Source organism: Catenulispora pinistramenti (assembly GCF_018274385.1).
GTDB lineage: Bacteria > Actinomycetota > Actinomycetes > Streptomycetales > Catenulisporaceae > Catenulispora > Catenulispora pinistramenti.
In genome coordinates, this window is sequence record NZ_JAAFYZ010000049.1 from 41,956 (window position 1) to 55,222 (window position 13,267).

The window sequence follows — 13,267 nt, forward strand, 5'->3', positions numbered from 1 at the left end:
GGCTCAGCCGGTTGTCTGTAGCGCGCGGTACACATATATAAGGGGCGAATCATTTCTCTTAGTATGAAATGATTCACACCGCCGCATGTCAGCGCAGAACATACCAGGTCGGCCCGGCCACGAGCAGGATCGCGGCGAACCAGGCCGCCGGGCCGATCAGCCGTTCAGTGAGGTTCGGCGCGGCGGCCCGGAGCAGGCGCTGGACCCGATCGAGGGTCGGGGTGGCACCGGGCTTCGGACTGTCGCCCGCGCGCTGACTCGGGACCGGCCCGGCGGTGCCGCCGATGGCGACCAGCGCCCGGGCCAGAGCCGGACGGCCGGCGCTGCGGGCCGCGTGGTCGTCGGCCAGCATCTCGACCAGGCCGGTGACCGCGGCGGTCGCGCGGCGGGCCGGGGGCAGCGGCAGCGCCGATTCCCAGGCGACGAAGGGCTGGACCACGAGCTCGTGGCGCCACCGCGCGTGGGCCCGCTCGTGCGCGAGGACCGCTTCGAGCTCGTCGGGTGCCAAGGCGGCGATCGTGCCCTCGGTGATGACGATGCGCGGTCGCGTACCCGGCAGGCAGTAGGCGGCGGGTGCGGCGTGTTCGAGGACGCGGAGCTGGCGGTCGGCGTGCTCGGCGGCCAGGTCGACGGCGTCGCGCTGGCGTCGCAGGTCGCGCTCTATGCGCAGCGCTGAGAGCAAAGTCACGCCGACCAACCGGACGGTCAGCACCGCGGCCAGGGCCAGGGCGATCTCCTGCGCCAACCCGAGCGAGGCGGGCACTCGCAGGTGGAAGGCATCGCGCCACAGGACGAACAGGCCGGTCCGCAGGTGCCGGTCCAGCGGCGCCACTCCGACTGCCAGCGGCGCACCGATCAGCGACAGGCCACCGGCGATGCCGACCGCCTGCCACAACGCGATCGCCGCCCGGGCATGCCGACGCGGCCATGAAGCACGAGCCAAGAACACCGGGATCGGCCACGCCAACAGAATCGCCAGAACAGCCAACGGCCAGGCGTCAGCGAACATGATCCGCCGCCCACGGGCCGGTGGTCCACAGGCCCGGGGCTGTCGGCACTGAGGCGATTGAGGGCGTGCTCATCGCGACAAGTTTCTCAGACCTGCCGCGCTACTCCTCCAGCTCCGCCAGCGCCTCCCGCAGCAGCGCCGCCTCCTCGGCCGACACCGCCCCGGCGAACCGCACCAGCGCCGAGCGGCGGTCGTCCGTGGTCTCCAGCACCGCGAGCATCGAGGAGGCGATCACGTCGTCCCGGGTCCGGGCCGCGCGGTAGCGGTGGGCGCGGCCGGCGCGTTCGCGCGTGACGAAGTCCTTGCGGCGTAGGCGATCCAGCACCGTCAGCACCGTGGTGGCGGCCAGCTCCGCCGTGCCGTCGCGGGCCGCCAGGCGTTCCACGATCTCCTGCGCGGTGGTTCCGTCGGGGGCGTTCCACAGGACGTCCATCACCGCGCGTTCCAGTTCGCCCAGTCGTGGGGGGCCGCCCGCGCGCTCGTTCGCCATGGGGTTACTCTACAACCGGTAGAACTTCTACGGATCGTAGAACTTTGGGAGTCGCCCATGCTCGGCAGCACGCTCACCGACGCCAGAGTCGAGACCGGGTTCTCGCTGGCGTTCCACATCGTCTTCGCGGTCTTCGGGGTCGGCCTGCCCTGGTTGCTGCTGTTCACCGAGGGCCGCTGGCTGAAGACCGGGGACGCCACCTGGCTCGCCCTGACCCGCAAGTGGTCCCGGGTGATGGCGGTGCTGTTCGCCATCGGCGCGGTGTCCGGGACGGTCCTGTCCTTCGAGTTCGGGCTGCTGTGGCCGGCGTTCATGGCCCGGTACGGCGGCGTGCTCGGGCTGCCCTTCACGCTGGAGGCGTTCGCCTTCTTCGCCGAGGCGATCTTCGTCGGCCTCTATCTGTACGGCTGGAAGCGCCTGTCGCCGCGCGCGCACTGGCTCACGCTGTGGCCGATCGCGATCTCCGGCACGCTGTCCACCTTGTTCATCGTGACCGCCAACTCCTGGATGAACGTCCCGACCGGCGTCAAGGAGGTCGGCGGCAAGGTGGTCTCGGCCGAGCCGCTGGCCCCGCTCACCGGCCCCGGCGCGCTGCCGGAGTCGCTGCACATGCTGCTCGCCGCGATCATGTGCACCGGCGGGGTGGTCGCCGCGGTCTACGCGGTCGGGATGCTGCGCGGCCGGCGCGACGCCTACCACCGCCGCGGCTTCCGGGTCGGGCTGGTCGCGGTGCTGGCCATGGCCCCGCTCCAGCTGGTGGTCGGCGACCTGGCCGCGCGCGTGGTGGAGAAGTACCAGCCGGCCAAGCTCGCCGCGATGGAGGCGCTGACCCACACCCAGAGCCACGCGCCGCTGACGCTCGGCGGGATCTACGACCCGAGCACCGGCAAGACCCGGTTCGGCATCGAGATCCCCGACGGCCTGTCGCTGCTCACCGGTTTCCGCACCGACAAGACCATCCGCGGCCTGGACATCCTGCCGGCGAAGCAGCAGCCTGCGACGCCCGTGGTGCACCTGGCCTTCGACACGATGGTGGCCGGCGGGATGGCGATCCTCGCTCTGGCGGCGCTGCTCACGGTCGTGGCGCTCTGGCGGCGCCGCAAGGGAATCCGTCCTCTGATTCCGCTGACCCGGCCCTGGCTCCTGGCCGGCGCGCTCACCGGTCCGGCCGCGATGGCCGCGATGCTGGCCGGGTGGGAGGTCACCGAGGCCGGGCGGCAGCCGTGGATCGTCTACGGCCGGATGACGGTCCGCCAGGCGGCCACCACCAGCGGCGGCATCGGCTGGTCGCTGATCGCGACCATCGTCGTCTATCTGGGACTGGCCACGGCGCTGCTGCTCATCCTGCGCCGACTGGCCACCGGTGCCCCGCCGGAGCTCGGCAGCGGGACCGAGAGCCCCGATCCACAGGGCCCTGAGTCCGACTCACAGGACCCTGACACCGACCCCGGAGCCGACACCGCCCCTGGCTCCGACACCGACACCGGGCAGCCCGCGCGAAGCCCCGAACTGGAAGGAGCGGCCCGATGACCGCGGTCAACCTGCTGCTGGGCGTGATCGTCTGCGCCCTGGCCGCCTACGCCCTGCTGGCCGGCGCGGACTTCGGCGCCGGGGTCTGGGACCTGCTGGCCCGCGGCCGCCACGCCGACCGCCAGCGCAATCTCATCGCGCACGCGCTCGGCCCGGTCTGGGAGGCCAACCACGTCTGGCTGATCTTCGTGATCGTCGCGACCTTCAGCGGCTTCCCGACCGCGTTCGGCCTCATCGCCCGCGGCTTGGAACTGCCGTTGGCCCTGGCACTGGCCGGGATCGTGCTGCGCGGGGCGGCGTACGTCTACCGCGCCTACGGCGAGGGCGCCGCCGGACCGGAGAGCCTGTGGAGCCGGGTCTTCGCGGTGGCCTCCTCGATCACCCCGTTCATGCTCGGCGTCAGCGGCGCCGCGCTGGCCACCGGCAAGATCACCGCGACGTCCGGCCCGCTGACCCCGTTCGACTCCGCCTTCACACTGGTGGCCGGCGCGTTCGCGGTCATCGTGACCGCGTTCCTGGCCGCCGTCTACCTCTGCCACGACGCCGGTTCCGAGCCCGACACCGAAGACCTGGTCCCCGCCTTCCGCCGCAAGGCGCTCGGCGCGGCCGGCCTGGCCGGCGTGGTCAGCCTGGCCCTGCTGCCGCTGCTGTATCAGGACGCGCCGACCGTCGCGCACCGCTTCACCGACCGCTCGATCCCGTTCGTGGCGGTGGCAGTTATCTGCGGCTTCGGCTCGATCGCGGTGATCTGGAAGCGGCACTACGTCCTGGCCCGCGCCACCGCGGCGACCGCGGTGATCGGCGTGCTGCTCGGCTGGGCGGTGGCTCAGTACCCGGACTTGGCGGTGGGCACCGCGACGGCGCGCGACTCAGCCGCGGGCCCGGCCAACCTGCACGCCCTGCTGATCGCCATGGGCTTCGGCCTGGTGGTCATCCTTCCAGCCTTTTACCTGCTGTTGAAGGTCTTCTCAGGGCCCGAAAGCACCCCAGTGGTACAGGGGGCGCAAATTAAGTAAAGGAGACACCAAGAACACCCGTGCGAGTGCCAAGAGGCGGTCAAGATCCGCACCGGATCGTTTTAACCACCTTCCGCCCCCGTTCGTCCGTGCGGTTGGCTCGGTCTGCCACCGAACGTCCGCCGAACGCAAGGAGACACCGCACGATCATGGGACTGTCCAAGCGCGCCCGCGTCATCGGGATATCGCTCGCCACCGCCGCCGTCGTGGGCGCCGGGGCCGTCGCCGCCTTCTCGGCCGGCGCCACCGGAAGCAGCAGCGGAACCGTCACCGCCGCCTTTGCCAAGACCTCGGACTGGGGCACCGGTTTCCAGGGGCAGTACACGATCGCCAACGGCACCGGGCAACCGGTGCACAACTGGACGGTCTCCTTCGACCTGCCGGCCGGGGAGCGAATCAGCTCCCTGTGGGACGGCACGATGACCGCCGCCGGGCAGCACATCACGGTGACCAGCCCCACGTGGGGTGCCGACATCGCGACCGGGACCAGCGCCATGTTCGGGTTCGTGGTGGACGCCACCGCCGGGTCCGCCACCCCGCTGAACTGCCTGATCAACGGTGCGGCCTGCACCGGCGGGGCGCCCGGCGGCGGCCCGACCTCCGCGCCGGGCAGTGGTTCGAGCGCCCCGAGTTCGGCGCCGAGCTCCAGCGCCGCCCCGATCGGCGAGCCGTCGGGCAAGCCCAGCTCCGCTCCCTCGTCGGCGCCGAGCAGCGTGCCGACCTCGGCCCCATCCTCGGTGCCGGCCCCGCCGGCGGCCGGCGGCTCCTACTCCTTCGCGCCCTACGTCGACACCGCCCAGCGCCAGGACCTCGGCGCGATCGCGGCGGCGGCCGGCACGAAGTACGTCACCGGGGCGTTCGTCCTGGCCTCCGGCAGCGGCTGCGCCCCGGCCTGGAACGGCACCGCCGACCCGACCTTCGAGACCAACCTCAAGGCCGGCATCGCCGACCTGCGGGCCAAGGGCGGCGACGTGATCGCCTCCTTCGGCGGCGCCAACGGCACCGAGCTGGCCCAGGCCTGCACCGACGTGCCGAGCCTGAAGGCGGCCTACAAGTCGGTGATCGACACCTACAACCTGACCCACGTCGACTTCGACATCGAGGGCGCGGCCGGCACCGATCAGGCCTCGATCACCCGCCGGGCGCAGGCGCTGGCGCAGTTGCAGTCGGACTACGCCGCGGCCGGCAAGACCCTGAGCGTCTCGCTGACCCTGCCCGTCCTGCCCTCCGGCCTGACCGCTGACGGCCTGAACGTGGTCAGCGCGGCGGCCAAGAACGGCCTGAAGGTCTCGGTCGTCAACGTCATGGCGATGGACTACGGCGACTGGGCCGCCCCGTCCCCGGCCGGCAAGATGGGCCAGTACGCCGACCAGGCCGGGCAGTCCCTGCACGACCAGCTCAAGACCGTCTACCCGAGCGCCACCGACGCCCAGCTGTGGGCGATGGTCGGCATCACCCCGATGATCGGTGTCAACGACACCAACGACGAGGTGTTCCAGGTCGCCGACGCCAAGGCGGTCGAACAGTTCGCCGCGCAGCACCACATCGGCCGGCTGGCCATGTGGTCGCTGACGCGGGACCAGGCGTGTGCGCAGCCGTCGTCGTGGGCCTCGCCCACCTGCTCCTCGATCCAGCAGGGCGCGTACGACTTCTCGCACACCTTCGAGGCCTTCTCCGGCTGACCCCCACCCCGGGTGCCTCGGATCACAGGTGCCGGTTCCGTCTGCGGACGGGATCGGCACCTGTTCGCTTGTGAAGCGTTCGTCTAAGCAGACGTTCAACTGGTGGGTTCACAGTGTTGTGTCGCACACCAAAATGCTGTCGCGCACACGACAACGCCCGCCTCCTGGGACACCCTCAGGTGGCGGGCGTTACGTTTTTTCCCCACGTGGGCGCCAACGGGAGTTCGGGGCGGGGGCGCCGCTGTGGGTCATGACCCGTGGTGGTGGCAAGGTCGGGGAAGCGGTAGCGGTGCGCTCCAAGGGGCCCGCCCCCTGGAGCGCCGCCGGTACGTCCCCCGTTGGGTACTGCGACGAGATTCCCTGGGCGGGTCAGCCCTCACGCTGCGGCGGAATACCGTTCAGCAGCGCGCGCACCTCCTGCTCGCGGTAGCGGCGGTGACCCCCCAGGGTGCGGATCGAGGTCAGCTTGCCGGCCTTTGCCCAGCGCGTGACCGTCTTGGGATCGACGCGGAACATCGTGGCGACCTCGGCGGGCGTGAGCAGAGGCTCAGCGTCCGGCGTACGTGCGGTCATATGGACTCCTCCTGACGGAAACGGGCACCCAGCGCGCCCGATTTCTCGTGGACCCTCCCCGATAGCCTCGCTTGCCCGGTCCCGGGAAGACCGTGCGGCCGTGTCGGTTATAGGACGAACGGCTTGTCGTTCACAGTACAAGTACACCATCCGACCGGGGCCGTGGGCGATATCTATGAAATCGATACACAAAACCCGCACCGGCCGACCGCGGACGTAGGGGCCGATATACGGACAGCTTCACCCCTGTAACGCTGTGTCGATCGAGGACGGCATCAGCTGGTTGCTTCACCCGCCATGCCCGGATTCGACCCCGGGGTGCCGGTCGCGACCGGCCCGAGGGCGATCTTGACACGGACTGCACCCGCTGCGGAAGGCCTCTGATCGTCGCAGGTGCTGAGCGCTAGTTCGCGCGCGCTAGAACCCTTACGGCGTCCCACTTAGCGCGATAACGCAGATACGCAGCGGTCACGCCGGTGTCGTCACCCTGAGCCAGAGCGCCGAGACCATCTGCTACGTACCGGACCGAACAATCCAGGATCACTCCGTCCACCCGTTCCTCGGCGCCCAGCGCGCCCTGCGCTACCAGTAACCCCATCAGGCCGCCGTAATCGAGCTCTACGACGGACAACGGATGGAACTCCTCCAGCCACATCCCCAGCGTCTCCACAGCCTCCACGAGCGGACCCGCCCCGAGCGAGCGCTTCAGGACTCTCAACGCCCTGGCACATCGCTTGCGCGCCTGGCTCATCGCGGTGCGGAAGTGGAGCGTCGGGACCGCGACCTTCTCGGCGCCCTCGCGTCCGTCGTCGCCGTCACCGGCACCCCCGCCGCCGTCCTCGCCGCCCCGTACCGCGTCCTCCAGACCGAACAGGACCAGCCAGCGGATCGGGACCTGCCAGGACGCCGTCAGGATGTGCGGCAGCGCCTCCGGGTCGTCGGCCCACCACCGTTCGTACTCACTGTCGGCCCGGTCGAGCACCGCCTGCGGCCAGAACAACCGCACGCCGCCGTCGCCGTGGACCGCGCGGAGTTCGGTCAGCGCCAGCCAGGACCGCAGCCGTGACTGCCACGGGCACAGCAGCGGGTCAGCACCGGCGTCCAGGACATAGGCGACCCGCGCCTCGTTCTCCGGGACGGCGATCGGCGGGACCGCGATCAGCCCGCGCAGGGCGGCACTCTGCTCCTCGGCGACGGTCTTCGGCTCGGGGTTCCGCCGCAGCCAGTCCTCCCACTGCGCGCGCTCTCCGGCCGGGAAGGCGGCCAGCGGCTCATAGACCCGCAAGTAGGCCATGTAGGGCGCCGGAATCGCGCCGCCGGGGGATGCGCGCACGTAGTGATGCTCTCACCTATGGCGCCGCCGCGCGTCACGCATGTGCCGGTCGGTCAGCCGATCCCGACGCGTCCCGCGCCATCTCAGCCCCACGCGCCCCTGCGCGCCCCGGCCCGAATAGGCTTCCTCCATGCTGCCTCCGATCCCAGGATCGAAACCGGGCGATCCCCACGCGGCCCTGCGGAGGCCGGAGGCCGAGTACCACAGCAAGCCTCCCCGACCACCAGTCATCACCAGGAGCGACGCAGTGTCCGACAAGACTGACAACGACGTCAGCGAGGTATTCGCCAACGACCACGAGCAGGTCGTGTACTGCCGCGACGAAGAGACCGGCCTGAAGGCCATCATCGCGGTCCACAACACCCTGCTCGGCCCCGGCCTCGGCGGTACCCGCTTCTTCCCCTACGCGAGCGAGCAGGACGCGCTGAAGGACGTCCTGCGTCTGTCGCGCGGCATGTCCTACAAGAACGCCCTCGCCGGTCTGGACCTCGGCGGCGGCAAGGCCGTCATCATCGGCGACCCGAACGAGATCAAGTCCGAGGCGCTGCTGCGCGCCTACGGCCGCTTCGTGCAGTCCCTCAACGGGCGCTACTACACCGCCTGCGACGTCGGCACCTACGTGCAGGACATGGACATCGTCTCCCGGGAGTCGAAGTTCGTCACCGGCCGCTCGGTCGAGTCCGGCGGCGCCGGCGACTCCTCCGTGCTCACCGCCTACGGCGTCTTCCAGGGCATGCGGGCCTCCGCCGAGTACCTGTGGGGCGCCCCGTCGCTGGCCGGCAAGCGGGTCGGCATCTCCGGCGTCGGCAAGGTCGGCCGCTACCTGGTCGGGCACCTGATCGAGGACGGCGCGTCGATCGTCGCCACCGACCCGTACGAGGGCGCCATCCAGTGGCTGCGCGACAACTTCGCGCAGGTGGAGGTCGCCGCGAGCGCCGAGGAGCTGATCGGGGCCGACATAGACGTCTACGCCCCGTGCGCGCTCGGCGGCGCCCTGGACGACGCCACGGTCGCCGCGCTCACCGCGAAGATCGTCTGCGGTGCGGCGAACAACCAGCTCGCGCACCCCGGCGTGGAGAAGCAGCTGGAGGCCCGCGGGATCCTCTACGCACCGGACTACCTGGTGAACTCCGGCGGTGTGATCCAGGTCGCAGACGAGATCAACGGCTTCGATTTCGAGCGGGCCAAGCGCCGGGCGTCGGGGATTTTCGACACCACGATGCGGATCTACTCCCTGGCGTCGGAGGAGGGTGTGCCCCCCTCGGTGGCCGCTGACAGGCTCGCGGAGCGGCGCATGCGGGACGTGGGTCGCTTGCGAGGCGTATACCTTCCGTAAGCCTCCCGACAGGACGCCTCGTCAGATACCCCCGGTGGCGCGTGGCATCGATGCGGGTATAAGCGCTATCGTGGGGTCGTGCCTGTGACACCCGAGTAACGCGGTCGGCTATGCCTGTTCGTGCCGATCAGCCGTATGGCTCGTACCGATCGGTTGGGGAAACAGGTACCGTGAGTTCTCACGACTGACCGTATGACCGGAGCAGGGGCAGACCAGCCCCGATCGTTGAGGGGGTCGAGCCAATGGGGCGCGGCCGGGCCAAGGCCAAGCAGACGCGGGTCGCCCGAGACCTGAAGTATCGCGACGTGGGGACCGACCTGACGCAGCTCCAGCGGGAGCTGCAGCGGGACGGGCACACGTCCAACGGGCACACCGCCGAGGCACCGTCGCAGCAGGACGACGACGACGACGCGGACGACGACGAGTTGTACGCGAAGTACGCCGACGATGACGGCGATGACGACTACGACAGCGCGGACGACGGCGGTTCCCACCGCAGTCACCACCGCAGTTGAGGCTGGACCGGGCCGCCGAGCACCGGTTGAGTAGGCCCGTCCCCCTGGGACGGGCCTTCGTCACGCCTTGAGAAGACGCCCACGCGTGAGGCGCGTGTGGTCGGTGGGACAGATGATGCGCCCCAGCGGGGTCACCGCCGAGGCGCCCTTTCAGCTTTCCCGAAAATCGGCTTTCCCGAAAAGTGACGGGTACTACTTACTACTCCGCGTAGTCGCCGTGCAGGGACGCCGCGCCGTCGCCGCCCTTCGCGCCGCCGACGGTCGCCGTGCCGTCCGCCGCCGCGACGACCTCGCCGCACACCCAGCTCGGCAACCCGCGCTCGGCCAGCAGCGCCAGCGCCGGGTCGACCGCGGCCGCCGGCAGCACCGCGACCATCCCGACGCCCATGTTGAGCGTCTTCTCCAGCTCCAGCGTCGCGACCCCGCCGAGCGCGCCGACCGTGGTGAACACCGCCGGCGGCGTCCAGGTCGCGCGGTCCAGCCGCGCTTCCAGCCCGGCCGGGATGATCCGCGCGATGTTCGCCGCCACGCCGCCGCCGGTGATGTGCGAGAACGCGTGCACCTGGACGTGCGCGATCAGGGCCAGGCAGTCCAGCGAGTAGATCCGGGTCGGCTCCAGCAGTTCCTCGCCGAGCGTGCGGCCGAACTCCGGCACCTCGCGGTCCAGCTGCCAGCCGGCGACATCGAAGAACACGTGCCGCAGCAGCGAGTACCCGTTGGAGTGCGCGCCGGAGGAGGCCATCGCGACCAGCACGTCGCCTTCGCGGACCCGCTCCGGGCCGAGCACCCTGTCCGCCTCGACCACGCCGGTCCCGGCCCCGGCCACGTCGTACTCACCCGGCTTGAGCAGGCCCGGGTGCTCCGCGGTCTCGCCGCCGACCAGCGCGCAGCCGGCCAGCACACAGCCCTCGGCGATGCCCTTGACGATCCCGGCGACGACCTCGGGCACCACCTTGCCGGTGGCGATGTAGTCGGTCATGAACAGCGGCTCGGCCCCGCACACCACCAGGTCGTCCACGACCATGCCGACCAGGTCCCGGCCGATGGTGTCGTGCCGGTCCAGGCGCTGCGCGATCGCCACCTTGGTGCCGACGCCGTCGGTGGAGGTGGCCAGCAGCGGCCGGTCGTACGCCTTCAGCGCGGAGGCGTCGAACAGACCCGCGAAGCCGCCGATACCGCCCAGCACCTCCGGCCGCCGGGTCTTGGCGACCCACTCCTTCATCAGCTCGACCGCGCGGTCGCCGGCCTCGATGTCGACGCCGGCGGCGGCGTAAGTGGCTCCTGACATGGGGGTTCCTTCGGTGGTTCGCCTTGAGCGGCGCTCAGCGGCGGCAGCGGTCAGCGGCGGTCAGCGTCGGCGTCGGCCGCGCTCGGTCACGGGCGCGACAGGGCGTCGGTGTGGGCCAGCGGATCGACCGCGATCTCCAGGAGGTGCTTGCCCAGCAGCTCCTCCTCGGGCAGCTCGATCGGGTAGACACCGTCGAAGCACGCGCGGCACAGCCGCTCGGCGCTCTGGTGCGTGGCCGCGGTCATGCCGTCCAGGGTGATGTACGCCAGCGAGTCGGCGCCTATCGACTTGGCGATCTCCTCGGTGCTCAGACCGTTGGCGATCAGCTCGGCGCGGGTGGCGAAGTCGATGCCGTAGAAACACGGCCACTTCACCGGCGGGGAGGAGATCCGCAGGTGCACCTCGACGGCCCCGGCCTCGCGCAGCATCTTCAGCACCGCCCGCTGGGTGTTGCCGCGCACGATCGAGTCGTCCACGACGACCAGCCGCTTGCCCTCGATCACCTCGCGCAGCGGGTTCAGCTTCAGCCGCACGCCCAGCTGGCGCAGGGTCTGGCTGGGCTGGATGAAGGTGCGGCCGACGTAGGCGTTCTTCACGAAGCCCGAGCCGTACGGGATGCCCGACTCCTCGGCGTAGCCGATGGCGGCCGGCGTCCCGGACTCCGGCGTGGCGATCACCAGGTCGGCCTCGACCGGCGCCTCGCGGGCCAGGGTGCGGCCCATCTCCACGCGCGCGGCGTGCACGTTCCGGCCGGCCAGGGTGGCGTCCGGGCGGGCCAGGTACACGTACTCGAAGACGCAGCCCTTGGGCCGCGGCTCGGCGAAGTGCCGCGAGCGCAGGCCGTTCTCGTCCACGGCGACCAGCTCGCCGGGCTCGATCTCCCGGATGAAGCCGGCGCCGACGGTGTCCAGCGCGGCCTGCTCGGAGGCCACGATCCAGCCGCGGTCCAGCCGGCCCAGCATCAGCGGCCGCACGCCCTGCGGGTCGCGCGCCGCGTAGAGCGTGGTCTCGTCCATGAAGACCAGGGAGAAGGCGCCGCGCAGCTGCGGCAGCACCTCGACGGCCGCGTCCTCCAGGGACCGGTCCGGGTAGGACGACAGCAGCTCGGTCATCAGGCCGGTGTCCGAGGTCATGGCGTGCTTGTCGGTGACCCCGGTCACGGCCCGCCGCTCGGCGGCCAGCCGGGCCAGCTCGCCGGTGTTGGTCAGGTTGCCGTTGTGGCCCAGGGCCACGGCGCCGTGCGCGGTGGCTCGGAAGGTCGGCTGTGCGTTCTCCCACACCGAGGAACCGGTGGTGGAGTAGCGGTTGTGGCCGATGGCCAGGTAGCCCTGCAGGGACTGCAAGGTGGCCTCGTCGAAGACCTGGGAGACCAGGCCCATGTCCTTGTAGACCAGGATCTGGTTGCCGTTCGAGACGGCGATCCCGGCGGATTCCTGGCCGCGGTGCTGGAGCGCGTACAGGCCGAAGTACGCGAGCTTGGCGACCTCTTCGCCGGGGGCCCAGACGCCGAAGACTCCGCAGGCGTCCTGCGGGCCGGTGTCCTGGGGGTCGAGTTCGTGGGTGAGTCTGCCATCGCCGGGGCGGAAGCCGGAAGGGTGGATCACACATCGAGTCTAAGCCACGGACTGTGATGATCCTCCCGACCGATATACCTTCCTATCTGCAAATATGCCCATCGGCGGGGCTATGGCTCATCCCATCAGGGGCAGGAACTCCTTCAGGTCCGCCCGCTGCCCACTGGCCGCCAACAGGGCCTCGTCCATCGCTTCAGCCCAGGTCATCCGGCCGGCGGCGAGCCGGATCCAGGTCCGCGGCGCCATCTCGACCACGTTCGGCGGGGTGCCGCGGGTGTGGCGCGGACCCGCCACACACTGCACCGCGGCGAACGGCGGCACCCGCAGCTCCACGGAATTGCCCGGGACCTTGGCGGCCATCGCGTCGGCCAACTGGCGGACCGTGATCGCCAGCGCCTCCCGGTCGTGCGGGAACTCGATCCCGGTGGACCGCTCCAGGTCGTCGGCGTGCACCGTGGCCTCGACGATCCGCGAGACCAGGAAGTCGTCGAACCGCATCGGGCCGAACCGCATGGCGATCAGGTCCTCGTCGCCGTAGCGCGCCATGAGCTTCTCGGCCTCGGCGACCTCGTCGGCCAGCACCACGCCGTCGGCCACCAGCTCCCGGGTGCCGGCGTCGACCGCGGCACTGGCGGTCGGCGTCGCGGTCAGCCAGTCGTAGACCTCGGCCTGCTCCCCGGACACCGGCTCGGCCGCCCGGGCCAGGACCGTGTGCACGGTGAAGGCCACGTGGCCGACCAGCGTCTTCACGTCCCAGCCGGTCAGCTTCGACGGCTCGGCCAGCTGCTCCGGCGTCAGGCGCGCGGCATATCCGACATGGGCCTGCCACTGGTTCGCGACCGCTTGGCGGACCTTGGCGGGGGCGGGACGGCGGGTCTTCGGCATGTCGCGGAATATAGCGGAGCGCCCAGACGGCCGGGG

At 70.8% G+C, this 13,267-nt stretch carries 12 protein-coding genes; 5 read left to right on the plus strand and 7 right to left on the minus strand.

The window, feature by feature from the left end:
• Nucleotides 1–88 precede the first annotated feature (88 nt).
• Nucleotides 89–1,009 carry a M56 family metallopeptidase gene (locus KGQ19_RS16555; RefSeq protein WP_212010059.1) on the minus strand — a complete coding sequence of 307 codons (921 nt, stop codon included), beginning with the start codon at nucleotides 1,007–1,009 and terminating at the stop codon, nucleotides 89–91.
• A 100-nt stretch (nucleotides 1,010–1,109) separates the two neighbouring features.
• Nucleotides 1,110–1,499, minus strand: coding sequence for a BlaI/MecI/CopY family transcriptional regulator (locus KGQ19_RS16560; RefSeq protein ID WP_212010060.1), 390 nt, complete (start codon nucleotides 1,497–1,499; stop codon nucleotides 1,110–1,112).
• 57 nt (nucleotides 1,500–1,556) lie between these two features.
• Here KGQ19_RS16560 and KGQ19_RS16565 point away from each other — a divergent pair, with 57 nt between their 5' ends.
• The 3 genes from KGQ19_RS16565 to KGQ19_RS16575 all read left to right on the plus strand — a co-directional run bounded on the left by KGQ19_RS16565 (nucleotide 1,557) and on the right by KGQ19_RS16575 (nucleotide 5,727).
• The gene (locus KGQ19_RS16565; protein WP_212010061.1) at nucleotides 1,557–3,029 is read left to right on the plus strand and encodes a cytochrome ubiquinol oxidase subunit I; all 1,473 of its coding nucleotides are present in this window, start codon (nucleotides 1,557–1,559) and stop codon (nucleotides 3,027–3,029) included.
• Nucleotides 3,026–4,045 carry a cytochrome d ubiquinol oxidase subunit II gene (locus KGQ19_RS16570; protein ID WP_212010062.1) on the plus strand — a complete coding sequence of 340 codons (1,020 nt, stop codon included), beginning with the start codon at nucleotides 3,026–3,028 and terminating at the stop codon, nucleotides 4,043–4,045. Before KGQ19_RS16565 ends, KGQ19_RS16570 begins: the two co-directional genes overlap by 4 nt.
• A gap of 149 nt (nucleotides 4,046–4,194) precedes the next feature.
• Complete coding sequence (locus KGQ19_RS16575; protein ID WP_212010063.1) at nucleotides 4,195–5,727, plus strand: cellulose binding domain-containing protein; 1,533 nt, start codon at nucleotides 4,195–4,197, stop codon at nucleotides 5,725–5,727.
• Nucleotides 5,728–6,096: 369 nt separating this feature from the next.
• On the opposite strand, the gene bldC is transcribed toward KGQ19_RS16575, so the two are convergent.
• Both bldC and KGQ19_RS16585 read right to left on the minus strand, forming a co-directional pair.
• Nucleotides 6,097–6,300 (minus strand): developmental transcriptional regulator BldC, encoded by a 204-nt coding sequence (bldC, locus tag KGQ19_RS16580; RefSeq protein WP_012784549.1) that lies wholly within the window; start codon nucleotides 6,298–6,300, stop codon nucleotides 6,097–6,099.
• Between the two features lie 403 nt (nucleotides 6,301–6,703).
• The gene (locus KGQ19_RS16585; protein WP_212010064.1) at nucleotides 6,704–7,633 is read right to left on the minus strand and encodes a DUF8083 family protein; all 930 of its coding nucleotides are present in this window, start codon (nucleotides 7,631–7,633) and stop codon (nucleotides 6,704–6,706) included.
• Nucleotides 7,634–7,880: 247 nt separating this feature from the next.
• On the opposite strand from KGQ19_RS16585, the gene KGQ19_RS16590 reads away from it, so the two are divergent.
• Both KGQ19_RS16590 and KGQ19_RS16595 read left to right on the plus strand, forming a co-directional pair.
• Nucleotides 7,881–8,969 (plus strand): Glu/Leu/Phe/Val family dehydrogenase, encoded by a 1,089-nt coding sequence (locus KGQ19_RS16590; protein ID WP_212010065.1) that lies wholly within the window; start codon nucleotides 7,881–7,883, stop codon nucleotides 8,967–8,969.
• A gap of 242 nt (nucleotides 8,970–9,211) precedes the next feature.
• Nucleotides 9,212–9,484, plus strand: coding sequence for a DUF3073 domain-containing protein (locus tag KGQ19_RS16595; RefSeq protein WP_212010066.1), 273 nt, complete (start codon nucleotides 9,212–9,214; stop codon nucleotides 9,482–9,484).
• Between the two features lie 199 nt (nucleotides 9,485–9,683).
• Here KGQ19_RS16595 and purM read toward each other — a convergent pair whose 3' ends face one another.
• From purM to KGQ19_RS16610, 3 genes are all read right to left on the minus strand, one after another.
• Nucleotides 9,684–10,772, minus strand: coding sequence for a phosphoribosylformylglycinamidine cyclo-ligase (gene purM, locus KGQ19_RS16600; protein ID WP_212010067.1), 1,089 nt, complete (start codon nucleotides 10,770–10,772; stop codon nucleotides 9,684–9,686).
• An 86-nt stretch (nucleotides 10,773–10,858) separates the two neighbouring features.
• Entirely contained in the window at nucleotides 10,859–12,376 is a 1,518-nt protein-coding gene (purF, locus tag KGQ19_RS16605; RefSeq protein ID WP_212010068.1) for an amidophosphoribosyltransferase, read from the minus strand.
• A gap of 87 nt (nucleotides 12,377–12,463) precedes the next feature.
• On the minus strand, nucleotides 12,464–13,267 hold an 804-nt coding region (locus tag KGQ19_RS16610), incomplete at its 5' end, for a maleylpyruvate isomerase family mycothiol-dependent enzyme (RefSeq protein ID WP_230418742.1).

Coding starts and splice junctions, on each gene's coding strand:
- KGQ19_RS16575 (WP_212010063.1), top strand. CDS start 4,195: ATGGGACTGTCCAAGCGCGCCCGCGTCATCGGGATATCGCTCGCCACC.
- KGQ19_RS16570 (WP_212010062.1), top strand. CDS start 3,026: ATGACCGCGGTCAACCTGCTGCTGGGCGTGATCGTCTGCGCCCTGGCC.
- KGQ19_RS16595 (WP_212010066.1), top strand. CDS start 9,212: ATGGGGCGCGGCCGGGCCAAGGCCAAGCAGACGCGGGTCGCCCGAGAC.
- purM (WP_212010067.1), bottom strand. CDS start 10,772: ATGTCAGGAGCCACTTACGCCGCCGCCGGCGTCGACATCGAGGCCGGC.
- bldC (WP_012784549.1), bottom strand. CDS start 6,300: ATGACCGCACGTACGCCGGACGCTGAGCCTCTGCTCACGCCCGCCGAG.
- KGQ19_RS16555 (WP_212010059.1), bottom strand. CDS start 1,009: ATGTTCGCTGACGCCTGGCCGTTGGCTGTTCTGGCGATTCTGTTGGCG.
- KGQ19_RS16560 (WP_212010060.1), bottom strand. CDS start 1,499: ATGGCGAACGAGCGCGCGGGCGGCCCCCCACGACTGGGCGAACTGGAA.
- KGQ19_RS16565 (WP_212010061.1), top strand. CDS start 1,557: ATGCTCGGCAGCACGCTCACCGACGCCAGAGTCGAGACCGGGTTCTCG.